A 22,793-nucleotide genomic window follows, 5' to 3' on the forward strand; every position below is an offset into this window, starting at 1 on the left:
GTATAGCGGCATGTAATGTGCTCGCAAAATAGCAAATTTATTTCCCTACGGCTTACAGATGTGAATTGATCATTTTAGCCGATGAAATACTTATCTTGCCTGAAATTATCCGGCGTGGCAACCCGCACTACAGCACTGAAACACGTTTGGCTGAAGGTATGGCTATGGGTATTCCTGCTTACAATCTGCATTTTCTTGCTGAACGCCAAACCTCCTGTTCATGCCCGGCAGCTCGCCAATCCCGTACCCACAACTGATAGCAGCATCAACTGGATTACGCCAGATCATGTGTACGCACCTTATATCAAAACCGTACATCTGTATCCGTCCGACATGCCTTTGAACTATCCGCTCATTACCTTGAACAGCGGGCAAACACTAACCCTAGGCTTTGATGATCTGGAAGGCGGAGTGAAGGATTATTACTACACTATTGTACTGTGCAATGCCGATTGGAAGCCTGCAAACCTAAACCCGTTTGAATATATCAAAGGGTTTTCTGAAAACCGCATCACCCAATATCACTTTTCTACCTTCCCGCTGCAACATTATACCCATTATACCCTCACGCTCCCTAACTCAAATTGCGCACCTGCAAGGCCTGGAAATTATATCCTCAAAGTGTATCTGAATGACGATCCATCGCAACCGGTATTAACCCGCCGCTTTCTGGTGGTCAACCAGGCAGCCCAGATTGCCGGAAAAATTGAACAACCCATCAATCCCAAAATCTTCCAGACTTATCAGAAAGTAAACTTTCAGGTTGATACCCGCGGGCTGAATGTGAACAATCCTTTTGACCAGATCAAGGTTTGGATCTTGCAAAACTACCGGTGGGATAATGCCATTCATGATATCCGCCCCACCTTCGTAAGAGGCAGCGTGTTGGAATACAATGCAGAAAACGATTGTGAATTTCCGGCCATGAAAGAATGGCGATGGATTGATCTGCGAAGCTTTCGGCTGGAAACAGAAAGGGTTGAACGCATTGATGAAAACAACAACCAGATTGTGGTATATGCCCGACCCGATGCCAGTCGGGCTAACCAACGTTATCAGCAACGCCGGGATATTGATGGCAGATATACAACCGAAATGCTTGAAAGCGGCTACAATCCCGATGTTGACGGCGATTATGCCACGGTTCATTTCAGTTACGTAACTCCGGAACCCTTTGCAAATGCCCATCTGTATATTTTCGGGGAATTAACCAACTACGAATGCAACCCCTCCAATGAACTGCACTACAATCCCGCCACAAGAGCCTACGAAGGCAGCTTGTTCCTGAAAGAAGGATACTATGATTACATTTATGGACTGGTAACACCGGGCAGTCATCAGCTAAACACGGAGCCCACAGAGGGCAACTGGTGGGAAACAGAAAATACCTATACCATTCTGGTTTATTACCGCCCCATCGGAGGCCGGGCCGATGAACTGGTAGGTGCTACGGTGCTCAACAGCATCACCAACCGGTAAGATACATTACACACCGCGCGTTCTTTCCCAACCGGAAACACAAATAGCCGGATGCGATTTCCTGTACACGAGAAGCACAGGCGGGAATATGTAATTTTGGTAAAAAATAAGCCAATCCCTTTCTGATTCTGTTATTTTCCGGTTGTATGAAAATTCTGCTCACTGAACAGATACGCGCTGCTGATGCCTACACCATCGCCCATGAACCCATCGCCAGTATTGACTTAATGGAAAGAGCTGCTACCGCCTGTGTGCAATGGCTAACTACACATTTCGCTGCAAACATCGGATTTCAGATCTACTGCGGCATGGGTAACAATGGAGGTGACGGTCTTGCCATTGCAAGATTGCTATTGCAACGGGGCTATCGGGTCAAATGCCACCTGATCGCTTATCGCGATGCTTTTTCACCGGATTGTGAAACCAATTTCACGCGCCTGCAAAGCATGGGGGCTGATGTGCAGACGATCCGGGAGCCAAACGATTTTCAAACGCCTTCGCCAGATGAGGTAGCTATCGATGCCGTACTCGGTACCGGGACTCATCGCCCGGCAGATGGGCTGGTGGCGGCTTATATTGCCTGGATCAATCAACTACCCAATATCCGCATTGCCATTGATCTGCCCAGTGGCTTGCCAGCCGATGGCCCGGCGGCAGGATTTCTAACTGTGGAGGCACACATCACCCTGACGTTTGAAAATTATAAATTAAACCTTTTGTTGCCCCACACAGGTAAATATGCGGGTAGAGTACATGTGTTGCCCATTGGTTTGAATCGCTCTTTCTGGGAAGCTGCCGATACGCCCTATCATACCATTGATGAAGCGTTGATTCAGCAGATTTATCGGCCGCGGCAGCCTTTTACCCACAAAGGCAGTTATGGGCACGCCGTATTGATTTGCGGGAGTAAAGGGAAAATGGGGGCAGCGGTATTGGCTACCGGTGCCTGCCTGCGCTCGGGAGCAGGATTGACAACCATTGGTGTACCTCCCGAGGGCTATGCCATCCTGCAAACCACTCATCCCGAAGCTTTGTGCACGATTCTTGACCCTGTTTGCCACCTCGAAGATGTACTGGGCCCGGCCAGTCGCTACAGAGGGCTGGGCATTGGGCCTGGATTGGGCACTTCCAGCCTGGCATTGCATCACCTGCATCAGGCGCTCGACTGGTATCGCAATCCCATGGTACTCGATGCCGATGCATTAAACCTCATAGCCCAACATCCCGAACTACTCACCCGCATTCCTCCTCATAGCCTGCTTACCCCCCATCCCAAAGAGTTTGAAAGACTGTTTAGCTCCGCAAAATCTGATGACCTGGAAAGGCTCAACCTGCTGCGCACGAAAGCCAGAGAACTGCAACTCATCCTCATCCTGAAGGATCATCATACTTGTATCGCCCTTCCCGATGGCACCTGTTATTTCAATACCACCGGTAATCCCGGCATGGCTACAGGTGGAAGCGGAGATGTGCTTACCGGACTCCTCACGGGCTTGCTGGCCCAGGGCTATGAACCCTGGCAGGCAGCTTTGCTGGGCGTGTATCTGCATGGTCTTGCAGGTGACCTGGCAGCAGCTGCTCATTCAGAAGAAGCCCTGCTGGCCGGTGATATCATAACGCATATCGGAAAAGCCTTCCAAAAAATTTATCAATCCCTGCCACCACAAAAACGCTATTACCTATAATCTGGATTCCAGTGTGTGGTTCCGATTAGGGCGAAAACGGCCGCCCATCAAGTTTCAAGCACACCATGCCCCCGGGACGAGAGCAGTGCAAGCAAATTATGCGGACTGCCATGTTTTATTTTTTAGGGATAAAAGCTATTTTTGCCGTCCTACAAAAAAATGTGAAAAGTTTATGCATCATGGTTTTTTATATGTCATCCCTGCAATGGGTTTGCTGGCGCTGATTTTCATGCTGTTTAAAATCAACTGGGTTTCCCGCCAAAGTTCCGGAAACGAAAAGATGACCGAAATCGCCAAGCATATTGCCGAAGGGGCTATGGCATTTTTGAAAACTGAATACAAGACGCTGGCTTATTTTGTAATCATAGCGGCTATTCTGCTGGGATATATGGGCTACGCAAATCCACATTCCAGTTGGACTATCGCCTTGGCTTTTATTGTGGGTGCTGTGCTGTCGGCGTTTGCCGGGTTCAACGGGATGCGGATTGCTACCAAAGCCAATGTGCGAACCGCTGAAGCAGCCCGGACCAGTCTGGCACGAGCCCTTCGGGTTTCTTTTACCGGAGGATCGGTGATGGGCCTGGGAGTAACCGGATTGGCCGTGCTCGGCTTGGGTGCACTTTTGATTATAGTGCTTCACACATTTGGCGTGCTGGATGCCCGAACAGGCGATTTACAGAAAGCTCTTGAGGTACTCACGGGTTTTTCGCTTGGAGCTGAAAGCATCGCCTTATTTGCCCGTGTGGGCGGGGGTATTTATACCAAAGCTGCCGATGTGGGAGCCGATCTGGTAGGAAAAGTAGAGGCCGGCATTCCGGAAGATGATCCACGCAACCCGGCTACCATTGCCGATAATGTAGGCGATAATGTGGGTGATGTGGCAGGTATGGGTGCCGATCTATTTGGCTCCTTTGTGTCAACCATCATTGGTACCGTAGTCCTGGGCGGAGAAATCAGCAAAAATCCCGATACGCAGGATGCTTATGGCGGCCTTTCTCCCGTGCTGTTGCCGATGGTCATTGCCGGTGTGGGAACCTTGTTTTCCGTACTCAGCACTTACGTAGTGCGCATCAAGGAAAATGGGGATGTGCAAAAAGCCTTAAACAGGGGCAACTGGCTGGCTATCCTGCTCACGGCAATTGCATCTTATTTCATCACCATTCACATGCTGCCAGCACAGCTCACCCTGCGAGGCCATGTGTTTACCTCTACCGGCGTATTCAGCTCTATTGTAGTAGGCTTAATTGTGGGTACGCTGATGAGTATGATTACCGAATATTACACATCCATGGGGCGCCGGCCGGTGTTCCGCATCGTAAAACAATCTTCAACCGGACACGCTACCAACATCATCGGTGGGCTTTCCGTAGGTATGGAGTCCACCGCATTGCCTATCATTGTGCTGGCCTCCGGCATCTATGGTTCCTATGCATTGGCTGGCTTGTATGGCGTTGCAATTGCCGCATCGGGCATGATGGCCACCACGGCTATGCAACTTTCGATTGATGCCTTTGGACCTATTGCCGATAATGCCGGCGGAATTGCCGAAATGAGTGAACTGCCCAAAGAAGTAAGAGCACGTACCGATATCCTGGATGCTGTGGGCAACACCACAGCCGCTACCGGGAAAGGATTTGCCATTGCCTCTGCAGCACTTACTTCATTGGCCCTGTTTGCAGCCTTCGTAGGCATTGCCATGCCCAATCCTGCTGACCAACATATTGATATTTACCAGGCTAAGGTGCTGGCTGGCTTGTTTGTTGGCGCCATGATTCCTTTCCTCTTTTCTTCGCTGGCTATTGCAGCCGTAGGACGTGCGGCCATGTCGATGGTACAGGAAGTGCGGCGGCAGTTTCGTGAAATCCCCGGCATCATGGAAGGGAAAGGCAAACCCCAATATGACCGCTGTGTAGCGATTTCTACCAACGCTTCCATCAAGGAAATGCTGCTGCCAGGCTCGCTGGCTATCATTGTGCCTTTGATTGTGGGCTTTGCTTTCGGACCCGAAGTATTGGGAGGATTCCTGGCCGGAGTAACCGTGTGCGGTGTACTGATGGGTATATTCCAAAGCAATGCCGGTGGCGCCTGGGATAATGCCAAAAAATCATTCGAAAAAGGTGTTGACATCGACGGTATCACCCATTACAAGGGCTCTGAACCTCACAAGTCGTCCGTCACCGGCGATACCGTTGGCGATCCTTTCAAGGATACATCCGGACCGTCCATGAACATCCTGATCAAGCTCACCAGTATTGTTTCACTGGTCATCGCACCTACGCTGGCAAACCTGTACAGCCAGCCAGCTGCATCAGCTCCTGCAGCTGCCCTTCAGCCAAACAGACATCAGGAGCAAACGTGGCAAAACATCGGCCAGAAAAACGCTCAAACCAACACCTACTCACTTACTGACAGCGACTGGAATCACTAACCGGCACCTTCCAGGCGACCCATCTGCAGTTTGCCCGGTTGTGGATATCAGCCAGCGCCTGAGATAAGCACAACAGCCAATCCATCTGCACCCTGTCACATCAGGGTAAGTTTTAACGCCTTGCTGCAGAATCAGATTTGATCAAGAACAAACTATTTCGGAACTTTGTATGATTAAAAATTGTCAACTATTTAGCACGGAAAGACCATGATTACCGTATCAGAACAAGCAAAGACTTATATCCAGCAATTGCTGCAAGAAGAAGGTCATCCCGAAGGTACCTTTGTAAGGGTAAGTGTCAAAGGGGGTGGATGCGCAGGTCTGGAATATGTGCTGAAATTTGATACCCAGCTCCAGGAAGGAGATCAAGTGTTTGAAGATAAAGGACTCAAAATTGTGACCGACTTCCGGAGCCTCCTATATCTGTATGGTACAGAGCTGGATTATTCGGGCGGCCTGAATGGGAAAGGTTTGGTTTTCAAAAATCCCAATGCCACAAAGACCTGCAGCTGTGGCGAAAGTTTTGCTGTCTGAATGAAAGTTTTTTGAATCATTTAAAACCATTGCACCATGCCCACAACAGATCAGGATATTCTCCAGAAATACTCAGATCAGGAATACGAATTTGGGTTTGAAACCCGCGTGGAAATGGAAATTCTTCCACCGGGATTAAACGAAGAAACCGTTCGTTTTATTTCTGCAAAAAAAGAAGAGCCCGAATGGCTCCTGCAATGGCGACTGAAAGGATTGGAGCATTTCCGCAGGCTCAGCCAGGAAATGCCGGAATGGCAAAATTTCAAACTGCCTCATATCGATTTTCAGGCCATTTCCTACTACGCTGCTCCCAAAAAACGCAAGCTTAACAGCCTGGATGAAGTGGATCCGGAAATCCTCGCTACGTTTGAAAAGCTGGGCATTCCACTCGAAGAACAGAAAGTGCTGGCAGGTGTTGCCGTGGATGCCGTTATGGATAGCGTATCGGTAAAAACCACCTTCCAGGAAAAGCTTCGCGAAAAGGGAATCATCTTTTGCTCCATGGGGGAAGCTATAAAAAATCATCCTGACCTCGTAAAAAAATACCTGGGTTCGGTAGTGCCTTATTCCGATAATGTGTTTGCCGCACTGAATGCAGCTGTTTTTTCTGACGGCTCTTTTTGCTATGTGCCCAAAGGCGTGCGTTGCCCCATGGAGCTATCTACCTATTTCCGGATTAATGCCTCCAATACAGGGCAATTTGAACGCACTCTGATCATTGCCGAAGAAGGCGCCTATGTGAGCTACCTGGAAGGCTGCACAGCTCCCAAACGCGATGAAAACCAACTGCATGCAGCTGTGGTAGAACTCATTGCCCTGGACCATGCCGAAATCAAGTATTCGACTGTGCAAAACTGGTTCCCCGGCGATAAGAACGGCAATGGCGGCGTGTTTAACTTCGTTACCAAGCGGGGAATCTGCAAAGGCCCCCACTCCAAGATCTCCTGGACACAGGTAGAAACAGGCTCGGCCATCACCTGGAAATATCCCAGCGTAATTCTGCAGGGCGACTATTCAGTGGGCGAATTTTACTCAGTGGCCATGACCCGCAATCACCAGATTGCCGATACCGGTACCAAAATGATTCACCTGGGCAAACATACCCGCAGCCGCATCATCTCCAAAGGGATCTCGGCCGGCTATAGCCAGAACAGCTATCGGGGTCAGGTGCGGGTAGGCCCCAGAGCCGATTACGCCCGTAACTTCACCCAGTGCGATTCCCTGCTGCTGGGCGATAAATGCGGAGCTCATACTTTCCCATATATCGATTGCCAGAATCCAACCGCTATTCTGGAACACGAAGCCACTACCTCAAAAATTGCAGAAGACCAGATTTTTTATCTCAACCAGCGCGGACTGGACACCGAAAAAGCTGTGGCACTCATCGTGAATGGCTACGCCCGTGAAGTGCTGAATAATTTGCCCATGGAATTTGCCGTGGAAGCACAAAAGCTGTTGGCCATTTCACTCGATGGCAGTGTCGGATAAGACTTTGTCATACAGGATTTTTTACTTTGATTTTATACTATTTCTTTAACCATGGAAAATTATATGCTTCAGATTAAAAACTTACAGGCAAGTGTAAACGGAGAACCTATCCTGAAAGGCGTTGACCTTGAAGTAAAAGCCGGTGAAATTCATGCAATCATGGGACCTAACGGATCCGGAAAAAGTACACTGGCCTCTGTGTTGGCTGGAAATGAACTGTATGAAGTAACGGGCGGTGAAGTATGGTTTGAAGGCAAAAATTTGCTGGAAATGGCACCGGAAATCCGTGCCCGCGAAGGATTGTTCATGGCTTTTCAATATCCTGTTGAAATTCCGGGTGTTTCCAATATCAACTTCTTGAAAACCGCTCTGGCCGAAATCAGGGAACACAGAGGATTACCACCGCTCAGCGCCAAGGAATTCATGCAAAGGCTTAAGGAAAAACAAGAACTGGTGGAATTCAATGCATCCCTGGTGAATCGTTCGCTGAATGAAGGTTTTTCCGGTGGTGAAAAGAAGCGCAATGAAATCCTGCAATTGGCCATGCTGGAGCCCAAGCTGGCTATCCTCGATGAAACCGATTCGGGTCTGGATATTGATGCACTTCGCATCGTGGCCAATGGCGTAAACAAACTCCGCTCTAAAGACAATGCCTTTATTATCATCACCCACTATCAGCGTCTTTTGCAATATATTATTCCCGATTATGTTCATGTACTTTACGATGGACGTATCATCAAATCGGGAACCAAAGAATTGGCCTATGAGCTGGAAGAAAAAGGCTATGACTGGATCAAGGAAAGCGTGCAGGCTTCCTTGAGTTGAGTATTCATGAATATTTCGTCCTTTTTAAAAGGATGTATAAATTCATTTGTCACACATGAGCAAGTCTATATTTAATTCGTTTTACCAGTATTTAATCGAGAACTATCGTTTGCCTGAAGATAATCAGCGTAACGATGTTACCTGGCCTAAAGCTTTGCTGGAACACAAGCAAAAGGCATTTGAGTTTTTCAAAACACATGGATTTCCATCTACCAAACAGGAAGACTGGAAATATACCAATCTCGCAGGGCCATTGCAACAAGTGTTTCATATTCCGGCAAACGATACAGTTGCAGATTTGAAAACAGCCATTGCCAATGCATCCATCAAAGATGCTCATGCTTATCATATCGTGCTGCTAAACGGAAAATGGCAACGGGAGCTTTCGGATCCCTTGCCAGATGGTGTGCATTTTCTGGATGGAAAAGATGCATTGCATCATTACTATGCAGAAGAATATTTTGCAAGCCTGGCCGATCCTACAGGCGTATCGTTGGTAGCAATGAATACAGCCTTTATCCCTGCATTTAACTTATTGCATATTCAGAAATCAACAGATCGTCCGCTGCATATTATGCATTTCTATGCAGCCAATGAACCAGCTTTTTTACCTGAACGATTGCTATTGGTTGCAGAAGAAAGCGTGCAGACACAGTGGATAGACACTTTTCATCAGCTTACATCTGCTCCTGTTTTCATCAATTATGTCGCAGAGCAATTTTTGAAGGAGCATGTGGCGATGGATATATTTTTAATCAACCAGCTGCCATCATCAGCTGTGGTATTTCATCATAGTGAAACCTATCTGCATAGCCAGAGTACTTATCACCATGTGAATTTTTCATTCCCGGGTGCAGGCTTTATCCGCAACAATATCAACGCACGTATGCAGGGATCTTCTTCTGAAGCCAATCTTTGGGGATTATACTTGAGCGGTGGTCAACAGCTGGTTGATAATCATACCATCGTTGATCATCAGGTAGCATCGTGCAACAGCAACGAATGGTACAAAGGCATTCTGCAGGATAAAAGCACAGGCGTGTTCAATGGAAAAATTTTTGTGGAAAAAGGTGCCCAAAAAACCAATGCCTTTCAAAAAAACAACGCCATTCTGCTCAGCCGGGAAGCTACTGTACATGCCAAACCACAGCTTGAGATTTTTGCCGATGATGTAAAATGTTCGCATGGTTCTACGGTCGGACAAATGAATGAAGATGCTTTGTTTTACCTGAGAACACGTGGATTGAGTGAACTCACAGCCCGGCAACTTTTGATTGAGGCTTTTGCCTATGATATTTTATCGAAAGTACAAAACGATGCAGTTGCTCATCATGTGATGCAACTGCTAAGGCAGCATCTGCATGTGGAATCAGCATTGCCAGCAGGCGCTTAACTGAAACAATAAAAATTGTGAATACACTTTCAACCATATCAGCATTTACCTATCAGCATAAACGGATAGCTGATTATTTCCCGGCATTGCAGCAAAAAGTGTACGGGCAGCCTTTGATTTATTTTGATAATGCAGCCACTACACAAAAACCGCAAACTGTCATTGATGCTATTGCCCGATATTATTCCACCATCAACAGCAATGTGCACCGGGGCGTTCATTACCTGAGCCAGCTGGCTACCGAAGCCAGCGAGGAAACCCGCCGGCGTGTAGCCCGGTTTATCCATGCCCGTTATGCTCACGAAATCATCTTTACCCGCGGCACCACGGAAAGCATTAACCTGGTGGCCTATTCCTACAGCAAAGCTTTTTTAAAGCCGGGCGACAACGTCGTGATTTCGGCTATGGAACATCATTCCAATATCGTTCCCTGGCAAATTGCATGTGAAGATCATGGCGCCACCCTGCGGGTTATTCCGATGAATGAACGGGGTGAATTGCTGCTGGATGAACTGGACCATCTGGTGGATGAACATACTAGAATGCTGGCTATTACCTGGATTTCCAACTCATTGGGCACCGTAAATCCCGTTCGGGAAATCATTGAAAAAGCCCATCAGCTCAACATACCGGTATTGATTGATGCTGCACAGGCCGCGCCGCATATGCCGATAGATGTACAGGCCATCGATTGTGATTTTCTGGCATTTTCTGGCCATAAAATGTACGGACCTACAGGCATCGGCGTGCTGTATGGCAAGGAGGAATGGCTGGACCGCATGCCTCCTTATCAGGGCGGTGGAGAAATGATTAAATCGGTACGATTCGAAAAAACAGAATACAACGACCTCCCTTTTAAATTTGAGGCAGGTACACCGCATATCGAAGGCACCGTGTGTTTGCAGGCTGCACTTGATTTTCTGGAAAGCCTCCCCCTGGCTGATGCATTTGCCTATGAACAACAGCTTTTGGAATATGCAACCCGACAGGTGAGCCAGATCCCCGGCCTGCGCATTATCGGACAGGCAGCCGAAAAAGCAAGTATTCTTTCCTTTATCATAGAAGGCACCCATCCCTACGATGTAGGTGTATTGCTTGATAAAATGGGCATTGCTGTGCGCACCGGCCACCATTGCACCCAGCCGGTGATGGACTTCTTTGGTATTCCAGGAACCGTACGTGTTTCACTGGCTGTGTACAACACACCCGCAGAAATAGATCGGCTCACAAGCTGCCTGGATAAGGCCCTGAGCATGTTAAAATAATTTGGTAACTTGGAGAAAAACACAACCATGTCGATCAATGAAATTCAGGATGAGTTGATTGCCGAATTCAGCATGCTTACGGATTGGGTAGATAAATATGAATACCTGATTCAATTAGGGAAAGACTTGCCTCCTATTGATCCTCAATACAAGACAGATGATCATCTGATTAAGGGTTGCCAGTCGAAAGTTTGGCTGCATGCCGAACTGAAACAAGACGGAAAAATTTATTTCACTGCCGATAGTGACGCTATCATTTCCAAGGGACTGGTAAGCCTGGTCATCCGCATTCTGTCGGGACATACGCCGGAAGAAATTGCAAAAGCCGATCTGTATTGCATTGACCGAATCGGATTAAAAGAACATCTATCCCCTACCCGATCCAACGGGCTGGTATCCATGATCAAGCAAATGAAATTGTATGCCATTGCTTTCCAATCACAACTTAAACATGCATGAGCTATGGTAATTGACGATCAGGCGGGTCTTCAGGATCAAATTATTGCCGTACTGAAAACCGTTTATGACCCGGAAATTCCGGTGAATATATACGACCTGGGACTGGTGTATGAATTGCACATCAATCAGGAAGGGGAAGTGTTCATACTGGTTACCCTCACCGCTCCAGGATGTCCGGTAGGTGCCGACATCGTGAGCGAAATTGATGAAAAAGTTCGTCAAATTGAAGGGGTGAAAGATGTGCACGTAGAGCTCACCTTCGATCCTCCCTGGAATATGGGTATGATGAGCGATGAAGCAAAACTGGAATTGGGTTTTATGTAAACAAAGCCCTCATTCCTGTTTATTGTATAATGAACTCTAACTCTGCATACAAACCTTTGGCTGATGCAGTGGGTGCATTGCCAAGTGAAGTTCCGTTTTCCAATTGCCAGTGTGGACGATTTAAGCCGATGCGATAACCAGCCCGCAGACCCAGTAAATAATGCTCATTCCGATCCAGGCCTAAGGATGTAAAAATTTGAGGATTCAGGTAGTCCATGTTCTTTACGGCCAATTCACGACTACCACTCAGGTTGGTAACCGCATCATCAATAGTTACCGGATTGTCGGTCTTACTTCGCAACAACAAATGCGCATCTAGGATGCCAAATCCCAGGCCGGGACAGAGCCTGAAATGATGCTTGTGCAGAATCAACCCGAAAAGACTTGTGTTAAATAGGTTACCCGAATAATGGGTTTCATACTGGTTATTGCTTCGCTGCACAGCAAATGAGCCTGCATGTGCATCCCCCCAAAACCTCGATGTAACGGGTTCCAGGGCAATGGTACCCACGGGATAAACAACTGCTCCGGGAACTTCAGGCAGTCCATGTTGTTGCAAAATGGTATTGATGGGCGATACATCAAACTGAGCAACCTCCACACCCACCGAAAGTGCCAGGCCCAAACCGGAGGATGAAGATGAAGCCTGCTGGGCATGTGCAAACTTGAAAATAAATACATAAAATGTTAATACCAGAGTGAAAAAAGATTTCATCATAAAAAAATTTTATTTTACATAAGATTCATAATAAGGTAATAGTATTCCATAACTCTTTTTAGATCTCATGCAAAATAACAGCCTCACCTTATTTAAGAACGCATCAGCAACATAAATATAACAAACTGATTAAAGAGTCCAGATCAAGTTGATCGTGCTCCCTGTTTGTCAATACACCCAACAATGAGCGATGGTTATATTGAAGTATATCTTTAAACATTTGTATAAGCTGATGAAGCGTATGGGTTTGATGTGGAATCTGCACAAATACACAAAGAATAAGATGGCTTTTTTTATTACCGGGAAATGGCAATGCTGTTCCGTAAAACCATTCCCATTGTTTAACATTTTTAAATCTAATCCGGCAACAACCGGTGAACATCCTCCCGCCTCTTTCAAAATAACGTTGCGCTTCATAGGCTAAGTGAAAATCATCCGGATGCATCACACACCTGAAAAAATCAGGACCCATTTTGCTGATCTCTGAAAGTGTATAGCCCGTCTGCCTTTCCATAAAGGCATTACACCAGCAGATTGTTTTAAGAAGGTTATGGGAAATATATACAAGCGCCGGGATCCTATTGAGTACTTGTAACCAGGAATGAATGGATGAAGAAATTTCTGTGTCGGGTTTCATTGCAATAGGTTTAGATTTTTCGTGACGTATGTGGATGATCCGCCCATTTACTCTCCCGGCGTCTTTTGTTTAGCCTCAGGTTTCACAGGCTTATCCATTTGTGGGGCAAGGGCTTCCGCAATTTTTCTCAGGGCGATACCCATCTGAGCTTCCACGGTTTTCTGGGAAATTCCCAACAATTCTGCTACTTCCTTGTGTTTTAAACCATATTCTCGAATCAACTGATAAATTACCCTACAGCGAGGAGGTAATTGTTGAACAGCCAGCTGGATACGACGCTGCATCTCTGCCGTTAAAAACAATTCTTCTGGACCGGCAGATGTTGAAATCCATTCCACAGGATGATCTTCCAGCCGCTCGAGGAGGTTTTTACTGGCCCTGGCCTGATAATTCAACGCAGTATTCTTAATAGCAACATAGAGATATAACCGAATTTGTTCAATTCGAGCCAGTCGTTCACGTTGCTGCCATACTTTGAGCAAAACATCCGAAACAATCTCTTCTGCTGCTTCGTGGGACTTGATGATGGATAATGCAAACCGGTACAAGGGGGTATACACATGAAGAAACAAAGCCCGGTAAGCTTCTTCACTGCCAGCTGCTATAGCCGGTAACCACTGCCTGCACTGCTGTTCATCTACCTTCATAGGTGGGAATAAGGAGTTACCAGCAAGTAAATTAATGGGAAATTTTCATTTTCCAAAACTCATCGCTTGAAAACAAAGTACACGGCAGCTATCATGCATACAAAGGAAATCAGGTAGTTCCAGCGCAAGGGTTCTTTCAGGTAAAAGGTGGCAAACGTGGCAAAGACAGCCAATGTAATGACTTCCTGCACTATCTTGAGCTGGTAGCCAGTCCATCCTTCAATAGCACCGATCCGGTTGGCCGGCACCTGAAAACAATATTCAAAAAAAGCTATCGACCAGCTGATCAGGATCACCTTCCAGAGGGGAATTTGCTCAAGCTTATGGGAGCCAATATGCCAGTACCAGGCTATGGTCATGAATGTGTTGGAACAAATAAGCAAGATAACAGTGCGCATGGAAATGATTTATCGGGCAAATATAGTTTACCATGCGCTTATTATCCCCTCTGTCAGGATTCCAGAGCCCAAAAGATGGCTTGCTCAAGATTCGGAGTGCGGCTGATCTTTTTTAGCCGGCCAATAGGTAATCACATAAAAAATTCCCAGTAACAGCAGAATGGCTCCCCACCACAATCCTGCATGTAAATCTGCCAATACCACATGAGGCTGATTTATCGCCGAAAACAAAGCAGGTAAACTGGCAATAACAATTATCAACCCATAGATGGTCAACAATGAACCAATGAAAAACCAGATGGAAATACCATGTTCTTCGTGCATGATGAAAAGTTTTTGTTTACCAGAAAATAATTTGGAGCACTATAAAGGCAGCAAATACAACTCCAGCCCAGAAGATAGGTCGCTTTACCAGGGGCAGATGCCCTTCCGACGGAATTTCTGTACATCCTCTTACAAGCCCCACCAATTCAGCTTCGGGCTTGGGGCGGGTAGCCAGGCTAACAATTACAGTCACGGCTACGCAGATTAACCACGACCACAGGGCGCGGTACATATCTTCAGCCATAGCCTTGGCATCGGGCGATCCAGCAATGATGCTCAATGCACGCGGATCCAGCCGCACCCAGGCCCACATGCCAATAGAAGAGAGGGTACCCGCCAGCAGGCCCCAGAAACCACCCGCAGGAGTAGCGCGTTTCCACAACATCCCCAGGATAACCGTGCCATACAACGGTGCAATGAAGAAGCTGAAAAGCGCCTGTACATAATCCATGATACTGGCGGCATGCTCTACCAGGTAAGCCGTACCAATGCTTACGAATATGCCCACAATGGTAGCCCAGCGTCCCATGCTCACATAATGCTTATCATCCACCTCCTTTCCGGTCAGGGCCAGATGAATAGGCTTGTAAATGTCATAAGTCCAAACCGTGGAAAATGCTGTGATATTGCCTGCCATGCCCGACATGAAGCCGGCTATCAGTGCCGTAATGCCTAATCCCAGCAATCCTGGACCCAAGTAACGGGCCATCATCAATGGCAAAATTTCGTTGTAGCTGGCTGCTCCCGATGCAGCTGCCTGATCCTGCCCCACCAGACCTGGCATCACAGCCAACCCAATCAATCCCGGCAATATCACGATAAAGGGAACCAGCATTTTGAAAGCGGCTCCAATGATGGGCGACATCTTGGCCGAACGCAAATCTTTTGCAGAAAGGACCCGCTGTACCACCAGAAAATCGGTCGTCCAGTAGCCAAATGAAATAATAAAACCCAATCCGAATACAATGCCTACCCAGTTGATGCCCATCGGATTATCCCGGAAATGCCCGAGTGTGCTCCACAAATGGGTATAATCGCCATGCGGAAAATTCTCATGGATTCTGGCAATCATGCCTTTCCATCCGCCTACTTCCACCAAACCAATAATGGGAATGAGCAATGCCCCGGCCCAGATCAGGACAAACTGTACCACTTCATTAAACATAGCCGAGAGCAAGCCACCCAACGCCACATAAATCAATACCGTGATGGAAGATACCCAGATGCTGAAATTGATATCCCAGCCAATGATCACCTTCATCACCAATGCCATGGAAAACATGTTCACTCCACTCATCAGAATGGTCATGAAGGCAAATGAAATAGCCGCCAGCATACGGGAACTCTCACCAAATCGCAGTTTCAGATATCCGGGAACTGAGTGAGTTCGGGAAATGTAATAAAATGGCATCATCACAATGGCCAGAAATAACATGGCCGGAATAGCTCCGATCCAGTACCAATGAGCAGCCAGAATACCATATTGATAGGCTGAAGCCGCCCACCCCATGAGCTCTAATGAACCCAGATTAGCTGAAATGAATGCCAACCCGGCAATCCACATGGTCATCTTCCGCCCCGCCAGAAAAAAATCGTCTCCTGTTTTGGTGAAACGCGACAGATAATAACCAATGCCCAGCACCATGGCAAAATAAATCACAATAATGAGCACATCGGCCCAACCCAGACTGATGATACTGGAAGAGGCAAGCAAAACTGCGGGAACACATGAACAAAGCTGAATCATAAACGTACACATTTAGTAGTGGATAATTAAAAAAATATGCGATGGTTACGGTTACACATGATTTTTCCTTTTACTGTGCGCTCAGGTTGATGAATGCTGGCTGCAAGCCCTCTGCAGTTGCTTTCACTTGAATAGTTCCTTTTTTCCCATCTGATTGCACTACTACCAGAGCCAGCCCGTTGAAAGCATGCCGATCGTGCGATGGGAAGGAAGTATGATCGATTTCATTTCCATTATCTGTTCCGGCAATGAATCCGGCGCCCTGCACATCAAAGTGAATCAGCTGATCAGCATCGGGCACCAGCGTCCCATGCTGATCTACCACCTTTACAGTTACAAACGACAGATCGCGCCCATCAGCATGAATTTCGCTACGATCAGGGATGAGTTCAATCCGGTAAGGAGCGCCAGCCGTGCGTACCACAGCCGTTTTGACAAGCTGCCCATTATGATAAGAAACCGCTTTCAGTTCACCTGGTTCATAAGCCACGCGCCACATCACATGAAATTGGCCGGGTTCCTTATGTCTTTTCCCCAACGATTTGCCATTCAGGAAAAGCTCCACTTCATCGGCATGGTTGTAAAAGGCCCATACATCGACTGAATCGCCCGGCTTCCAGTTCCAATGCGGAAAAATATGCAATACGGTGTCTTGCGTCCACACACTTTGATACATGTAATAAATATCTTTGGGAAAGCCCGCCAGATCAATAATTCCGAAATACGAACTCCTGGCTGGCCATGGATAAGGTGTAGGCTCTCCAAGATAATCCCAGCCTGTCCAGATGAACATACCTGAAGCAAACGGATGATCCATAATAGCGCGCAAAGCGTCTTCGTGCAGATTGCCCCAGGGCACGCAGCAATTATCGTAAGCCGAGCACGTGTAGTCCGAATTCATTTTTTCATGGCTGTTGCCACGGGGCGGCCATACCCGAATGCTATCAGATGGCATATCATAATGCCCACGCGTTTCCAGAGCAGAAGTGGTTTCCGTGGCAATGAAAGGCATGCCGGGGAAGTTTTCGGGAAAATGGTCATAGGCTCCCACATCATAATTGTAGCCGATCAGATCCAGTGCTCCGCTGTGGGCAATGCTGTTTCTGGGAGATTCCGGATCATTCAGGGCAGAAGTAATGGGCCGGGTTGTATCCAGGCTTTTGACAATGCCCACCAGTTCACGGGCAATGTCGGCCCCGGCAGAATCCCACTGATCAGGAATTTCATTGCCAATGCTCCAGATAATCACGCTGGGATGATTGCGGTCGCGCCTGATCATATCTTCCAGATCCCGCCGATGCCATTGATCCCAGTAGATATGATAATCATATGGGTTTTTGCCTCGCTTCCAGCAATCGAAAGCCTCATCCATCACCAGTATGCCCAATTTGTCGCATAAATCCAGCAGTTCAGGCGCAGGTGGGTTGTGGGAAGTACGAAAACCATTAACTCCCATTTTTTTCAGCATCTGCAACTGCCGCTCCAGAGCCCGCTCGTGGATGGCTGCACCCAGACATCCCAGATCGTGATGGTCGCAAACTCCCCAGATTTTCATGGGTTTCCCATTCAAAGAAAATCCGGTACGCGGATCAAAATGAAAATACCGGATACCCAGCGGCGTAATCACATCATCGATCGTCTGGCCGTTGGCCACAATGCGACTCACCACCCGATACAAATAAGGATCATCGGTGGACCAAAGGTGAGGATCGGAAACCTGCAACTGCTGAGCAACAGTTAAAGAATCAGCCTTTGCATCCAGAGGCACGCTGTTTTCAGCAACTGTTTTCCCCGTGGCATCTTCAATCCGGGTTTGCAGCTGCAGGTTGCGGGTACTTCCCAACCGATTGCGAATCGTGGTTTGCACCCGCACAACAGCTTCATTGTTCGTAATGTGTGGTGTAGTTACATAAACACCCCAGTGATCAATATAACAGGGATGGGTCTTGATCAGCCACACATTTCGGTAAATTCCGGAGCCGGAATACCAGCGTGAATTGGGTTGATGGGAATTGTCCACCCGTACGGCAATCACATTCTTTCCCCCAATATGCAAATAAGGCGTCAATTCATATTCAAATGAGCTGTACCCGTAAGGCCTTTCACCCAGGTAATGCCCGTTGATCCACATCCGGCTGTCCATATACACCCCGTCGAAATCAATAAAAAACAGCTTGCCCCGATCGGCTTCCGACACCGTAAAGGTTTTCCGGTACCAGCCCACCCCGCCAGGTAAGGCGCCACCACCGGGAGTAGCCGGATTATCCCGGCTAAATGTACCTTCAATACTCCAGTCGTGCGGCAAATTCAATAAGCGCCAGCTGTGATCATCATATCCGGGCTGCTCGGCGCCTACCGGATCACCCAAATGAAAACGCCACTGGGCATCAAAATTCTCTTTCAAACGTGCCGATTGAGCAAAAGATGTATTCACACAAAACAGGGAGAAGGAAAGAATAATTGTTGAAAAAACAAATTTCTTAACAGGCAGCATGATTGAAATGATTTAACAAATAAACAAATCTTTTGAAAAACGGCGTGGAAAATTAGAAAAAGATCAGAAAGTTACAAAACTATTCAGCAACCGATTGTAAAAAATTTTGGAGGATGCAGAGGCAAGCTTTACAGTTTCCTGATGGAATAAGCTTTGGAAAATCAGAACTTTGAACAAAATCAAGGCATATGAATCAGGTCGTTTACATTACCGGCGGCAGCAAAGGAATCGGAAAAGGAGTAGCTGCTTATCTGCTTCAAAAAGGATATCGGGTAGCCATCAGCAGCCGTAAGCTGGAATCGGCCCAACAGGCTGCCCGTGAACTGGGAAATACAGATCGGGTGCTCCCACTGCAATCGGATGTGCGAAATTTGGGTGACGAACAGCAGGCTGTACAGACAATTCTGAACCAATGGGGCAGGCTCGACGTGCTGGTAGCCAATGCGGGAGTAGGACATTTCGCACCCTTCGAAGAAATGACGCCCGAACGCTGGCACGAAACCATTGATACCAACCTAAATGGTGTGTACAACAGTGTTCGTGCATCCCTGGAAGCAATCAAAAAAAGTAAGGGCTATATCTTCACCATCGCAAGCCTGGCAGGGACCAATTTTATGCCCCAGGGCACGGCCTACAATGCCAGCAAATTTGCCGTAGTGGGCTTTACTCAGGCGCTGATGCTGGATCTCAGGCAATACGACGTACGCGTTACTACCATTATGCCTGGCTCTGTAGCCAGTTATTTCAATAACCACGTACCTTCTGAAGCCGATAGCTGGAAAATACAGCCGGAAGATATCGGCGAACTGATTTATGATTTGCTACAAATGCATCCACGTGCCTTGCCCAGTAAGATAGAGATCAGACCCACAAAACCTCCTGTAAAATAAATCATTCCAAAGAACCGCCAGAAATTCGCCCCCATCAAACTCTTTGGATGAATTCTTTTTAGATCAAACAGAAAAAAATCAAAAAATTTTTTTTTGAATTCTATAAAGTCTATTATATTTGCATAGAATTAGAAAATAACCTTGATTAATTATTTTACAACAACATAAAAAATGAGGTTTGGATGTTTTCCTATTTTCGTCAAATAAAAAGTAGAATAATAAAAGTCAATACTATCAAGCTTTCTGGTAGTGGGTTAAAGGAGTACCCAACTGTGCATCGTTGTCCCCTGTCTAGGGGACAACTTAATTTCCAAAGTGTTATTTGTGAATAATAATTGTCAGAAAATTTTATTTTTTTATATAATAATCTACTAAGTTTATAGAATAAATAAACTATTTAAATATGAAAAGCAGAATTTATTACATTCTTTCCGTACAGATTTTCATAAGCAGCATAGGATATGCACAAAAGCAAATTACCCATCAACAATTATACTGGATTCGATATTATGGACAATATGTATTATCACCCAACTGGACGGCTACTCTTGAAGTAGAAGACAGGCGATACTTCCAACATAATAGGCAACTATACTGGGTATTGCCCAGAATAAATGTGTTATATAATCTTGGATCGGGCTGGCAAGCAGCTGCGGGATTTACTTATTATCTGACAACCAATCCGGCCGATCCGGAAAAATCCGCATCTGTTACAGTACCCGAGCTCAGGCCTCATCAGGAATTAGATTACAGACAAAATATTAGCACATTAACCATTGATCACAGATATCGACTCGAAGAGCGATGGATTCATCATTATGCTGGAAGTAAGCTTACACCTGGCTACAGTTTTAATTTCCGTTTTCGGTACCAATTACAACTCTCCTATCCTATTATCAACAAATCAAAACCTGCAGGCAGATTAACAGCCAAATTAGCGGATGAAATCTTGCTCAATTTCGGTCGTCAGATTGTGTATAATGCATTTGATCAGAATCGTATTTATGCAGGTCTGAATTATGGCATTTCTCCTAATGTCCAGTTGGAACTGGGATATCTGAACTGGTTTCAGCAAAGGAGTTCAGGCAATCAATACTATAATCGAGATAATATCAGACTTACTTTTTATCATCGATTGAAATTCTGAAAAAGATTTATTAACTCAAAAATCTATCATATGTACAAGGCTGTTCCAATCATCGCCACAATGTTTGTATTTTCCATTCTGCAATCAGGATGCCGGCAAAGCCACACTCATCATATTCGCATATCGGGTGCTTTTGCCTTGTATCCACTCGTTGTCAAATGGGCTGAAGAGTATAAAAAAACACATCCAGATATCCAGTTCGATATTTCTGCAGGAGGAGCCGGAAAAGGGCTAACAGACGTACTTACGGGTGCCGTTGATATAGGCATGTTTTCCCGCGAACTTACACCCGAGGAATCTGGAAAAGGAATCTGGAAAGTGGCCATCGCAAAAGATGCTGTGCTGCCAACGATAAATGCCAAAAATCCGTTGTTGCATTATATTCTACAAAAAGGGCTAACAAAAGCACAATTTCAACGCATTTTCCTAAACAGTGGTACTCTTACCTGGCAATCTGTAATGGATACACCCGTTTCAGTTCCGCTTCATGTATATACCCGTTCCGATGCTTCTGGTGCTGCTGAAACGTGGGCAAAATATCTGGGCGTGAAACAAGAAAATCTAAAAGGCACAGGTATTTACGGGGATCCAGGATTAGCAGATGCCGTCTTAAAAGACGTGTATGGCGTTGGGTTCAACAATGCTATCTACATTTATGACCTGACGACCGACAAAAAACGAGAAGGGCTGGAAGTGATTCCCATTGATATAAACAATAATGGCAGAATTGATGCTGATGAAAACTTTTATGATAGTTTTGATCATGTACTTCAGGCTATCTCGGAAGGCAAATATCCATCTCCTCCTGCCAGGCCGCTATATTTCATTACAAAAGGCAAACCTGATAATCGGGATATTCTGGAATTCCTGAAATGGGTACTTACATATGGACAATCATATGTAAAGTCGGCGGGTTATGTGCCATTGCCGGAACAATCGATTCAATCCTCATTGCAGGAATTCAAACAACAGTAACATGAATCGGGAAAAATGGATTGAGATCCTGTCTGAAAAATGGATGCTTTTGGCAACCTTGCTGATGTGCATGCTGCCCCTATCTATGGGGATTGGATTACTGATTGAATCGATGCCCTTGCTTCAGCAATATCGCCTGGGAAGTTTGATACGCAACTCGGCTTGGTCGCCAGCAGAAGGAAAATTCGGAATGATAAGTTTTATAGTAGGCACATTGTGGGTAACAGGATTAAGCTTGTGCATGGCTGCCCCAGTGTCATTACTGGTATCTATTTATGTTACACAATATGCAAAACCCTGGCTGATGCGCACAATTCATATAGTGATGGATATTCTTGCAGGCATTCCTTCTGTAGTATATGGCGTATGGGGCGTGCTGGTGATCGTACCCTGGATAAGCCAGAAACTGGCTCCCACATTTGGCTACAGCTCATCGGGATATTGTATACTTTCTGGAGGATTGGTACTTGCTGTAATGAGCATTCCGTATATTCTTCATTTGCAGATTGAAATCTTCCGAACCATTCCAATTGAACTGAAGGAAGTGTCATTATCGCTGGGAGCCACATACTGGGAAACAATAAAACATGTTTTGCTGAGGCAGGCAAGGAGAGGCATCATAGCATCAGTTGGATTAGGAATATCAAAAGCATTGGGAGAAACCATTGCAGTGCTGATGGTAGTTGGGAATGTGCCTCAAATTCCTGAAAACATATTTCAGGCAGGTTACCCGCTTCCCGCGCTTATAGCCAACAACTATGGTGAAATGATGTCTGTTCCGCACTACCTTTCGGCCTTAATGTTTGCAAGTTTGATTTTATTTCTGATTATTTGTTTATTCAACAGTGTTTCACACTGGATTATTTATAAAATAAATAGAATATGAAATATATCCCACATCTTTTACGATCCAGAAAAAGAAAAATTCTGGAAGAG

21 protein-coding genes are annotated in these 22,793 nt (G+C 46.2%); 14 read left to right on the forward strand and 7 right to left on the reverse strand.

The features are described 5' to 3' along the window. Nucleotides 1-81: 81 nt before the first annotated feature. The 10 genes from BM367_RS01225 (at nucleotide 82) to BM367_RS01270 (ending at nucleotide 11,880) form a co-directional block, all read left to right on the forward strand. Nucleotides 82-1,479: a type IX secretion system plug protein gene (locus tag BM367_RS01225; protein WP_092456587.1), complete on the forward strand. Its 1,398-nt coding sequence runs from the start codon at nucleotides 82-84 to the stop codon at nucleotides 1,477-1,479. Between the two features lie 146 nt (nucleotides 1,480-1,625). Further along, nucleotides 1,626-3,164: an NAD(P)H-hydrate dehydratase gene (locus tag BM367_RS01230; RefSeq protein WP_092456590.1), complete on the forward strand. Its 1,539-nt coding sequence runs from the start codon at nucleotides 1,626-1,628 to the stop codon at nucleotides 3,162-3,164. 172 nt (nucleotides 3,165-3,336) lie between these two features. Continuing rightward, nucleotides 3,337-5,592, forward strand: a complete 2,256-nt coding sequence (locus BM367_RS01235; protein WP_092456593.1) for a sodium-translocating pyrophosphatase — start codon at nucleotides 3,337-3,339, stop codon at nucleotides 5,590-5,592. A 207-nt stretch (nucleotides 5,593-5,799) separates the two neighbouring features. Continuing rightward, nucleotides 5,800-6,126 carry a HesB/IscA family protein gene (locus tag BM367_RS01240; protein WP_092456596.1) on the forward strand — a complete coding sequence of 109 codons (327 nt, stop codon included), beginning with the start codon at nucleotides 5,800-5,802 and terminating at the stop codon, nucleotides 6,124-6,126. 36 nt (nucleotides 6,127-6,162) lie between these two features. Beyond that, nucleotides 6,163-7,614 (forward strand): Fe-S cluster assembly protein SufB, encoded by a 1,452-nt coding sequence (sufB, locus tag BM367_RS01245; protein ID WP_092456598.1) that lies wholly within the window; start codon nucleotides 6,163-6,165, stop codon nucleotides 7,612-7,614. A gap of 51 nt (nucleotides 7,615-7,665) precedes the next feature. After that, nucleotides 7,666-8,439: a Fe-S cluster assembly ATPase SufC gene (gene sufC / locus BM367_RS01250; protein WP_092456601.1), complete on the forward strand. Its 774-nt coding sequence runs from the start codon at nucleotides 7,666-7,668 to the stop codon at nucleotides 8,437-8,439. 55 nt (nucleotides 8,440-8,494) lie between these two features. Continuing rightward, complete coding sequence (sufD, locus tag BM367_RS01255; RefSeq protein WP_092456604.1) at nucleotides 8,495-9,832, forward strand: Fe-S cluster assembly protein SufD; 1,338 nt, start codon at nucleotides 8,495-8,497, stop codon at nucleotides 9,830-9,832. Nucleotides 9,833-9,849: 17 nt separating this feature from the next. Next, nucleotides 9,850-11,097 (forward strand): aminotransferase class V-fold PLP-dependent enzyme, encoded by a 1,248-nt coding sequence (locus BM367_RS01260; protein WP_092456607.1) that lies wholly within the window; start codon nucleotides 9,850-9,852, stop codon nucleotides 11,095-11,097. 27 nt (nucleotides 11,098-11,124) lie between these two features. Next, the gene (locus tag BM367_RS01265) at nucleotides 11,125-11,556 is read left to right on the forward strand and encodes a SufE family protein (RefSeq protein WP_092456610.1); all 432 of its coding nucleotides are present in this window, start codon (nucleotides 11,125-11,127) and stop codon (nucleotides 11,554-11,556) included. Nucleotides 11,557-11,559: 3 nt separating this feature from the next. After that, on the forward strand, nucleotides 11,560-11,880 hold the full coding sequence (locus BM367_RS01270; RefSeq protein WP_092456613.1) for a DUF59 domain-containing protein: 321 nt from the start codon (nucleotides 11,560-11,562) through the stop codon (nucleotides 11,878-11,880). A gap of 19 nt (nucleotides 11,881-11,899) precedes the next feature. On the opposite strand, the gene BM367_RS01275 is transcribed toward BM367_RS01270, so the two are convergent. The 7 genes from BM367_RS01275 to galB form a co-directional block, all read right to left on the reverse strand. After that, nucleotides 11,900-12,595 carry a hypothetical protein gene (locus BM367_RS01275; RefSeq protein WP_092456616.1) on the reverse strand — a complete coding sequence of 232 codons (696 nt, stop codon included), beginning with the start codon at nucleotides 12,593-12,595 and terminating at the stop codon, nucleotides 11,900-11,902. A 106-nt stretch (nucleotides 12,596-12,701) separates the two neighbouring features. Beyond that, nucleotides 12,702-13,235, reverse strand: a complete 534-nt coding sequence (locus tag BM367_RS12300; protein WP_092456619.1) for a PAS domain-containing protein — start codon at nucleotides 13,233-13,235, stop codon at nucleotides 12,702-12,704. A 47-nt stretch (nucleotides 13,236-13,282) separates the two neighbouring features. Continuing rightward, nucleotides 13,283-13,882, reverse strand: a complete 600-nt coding sequence (locus tag BM367_RS01285) for an RNA polymerase sigma-70 factor (protein WP_092456622.1) — start codon at nucleotides 13,880-13,882, stop codon at nucleotides 13,283-13,285. 59 nt (nucleotides 13,883-13,941) lie between these two features. Beyond that, the gene (locus BM367_RS01290; RefSeq protein ID WP_092456625.1) at nucleotides 13,942-14,280 is read right to left on the reverse strand and encodes a DMT family protein; all 339 of its coding nucleotides are present in this window, start codon (nucleotides 14,278-14,280) and stop codon (nucleotides 13,942-13,944) included. Between the two features lie 84 nt (nucleotides 14,281-14,364). After that, nucleotides 14,365-14,604 carry a hypothetical protein gene (locus tag BM367_RS01295; RefSeq protein WP_092456628.1) on the reverse strand — a complete coding sequence of 80 codons (240 nt, stop codon included), beginning with the start codon at nucleotides 14,602-14,604 and terminating at the stop codon, nucleotides 14,365-14,367. Nucleotides 14,605-14,620: 16 nt separating this feature from the next. Then, complete coding sequence (locus BM367_RS01300; RefSeq protein ID WP_092456631.1) at nucleotides 14,621-16,351, reverse strand: sodium:solute symporter family protein; 1,731 nt, start codon at nucleotides 16,349-16,351, stop codon at nucleotides 14,621-14,623. Nucleotides 16,352-16,421: 70 nt separating this feature from the next. Next, entirely contained in the window at nucleotides 16,422-18,755 is a 2,334-nt protein-coding gene (gene galB / locus BM367_RS01305; protein ID WP_245759864.1) for a beta-galactosidase GalB, read from the reverse strand. Nucleotides 18,756-19,033: 278 nt separating this feature from the next. Between galB and BM367_RS01310 the strand changes: the two genes are divergently transcribed. The 4 genes from BM367_RS01310 to pstC all read left to right on the forward strand — a co-directional run bounded on the left by BM367_RS01310 (nucleotide 19,034) and on the right by pstC (nucleotide 22,743). Next, the gene (locus BM367_RS01310) at nucleotides 19,034-19,735 is read left to right on the forward strand and encodes an SDR family oxidoreductase (RefSeq protein WP_092456637.1); all 702 of its coding nucleotides are present in this window, start codon (nucleotides 19,034-19,036) and stop codon (nucleotides 19,733-19,735) included. A gap of 403 nt (nucleotides 19,736-20,138) precedes the next feature. Further along, nucleotides 20,139-20,882 carry a DUF2490 domain-containing protein gene (locus BM367_RS01315; protein WP_092456640.1) on the forward strand — a complete coding sequence of 248 codons (744 nt, stop codon included), beginning with the start codon at nucleotides 20,139-20,141 and terminating at the stop codon, nucleotides 20,880-20,882. A gap of 30 nt (nucleotides 20,883-20,912) precedes the next feature. Continuing rightward, a complete protein-coding gene (locus tag BM367_RS01320; RefSeq protein WP_092456643.1) occupies nucleotides 20,913-21,857 on the forward strand; it encodes a PstS family phosphate ABC transporter substrate-binding protein in 945 nt (314 codons plus the stop codon). Between the two features lies 1 nt (nucleotide 21,858). Further along, entirely contained in the window at nucleotides 21,859-22,743 is an 885-nt protein-coding gene (pstC, locus tag BM367_RS01325; RefSeq protein WP_222842549.1) for a phosphate ABC transporter permease subunit PstC, read from the forward strand. Nucleotides 22,744-22,793: the final 50 nt, after the last annotated feature.

Source organism: Thermoflavifilum thermophilum (assembly GCF_900116565.1).
Lineage (GTDB): Bacteria > Bacteroidota > Bacteroidia > Chitinophagales > Chitinophagaceae > Thermoflavifilum > Thermoflavifilum thermophilum.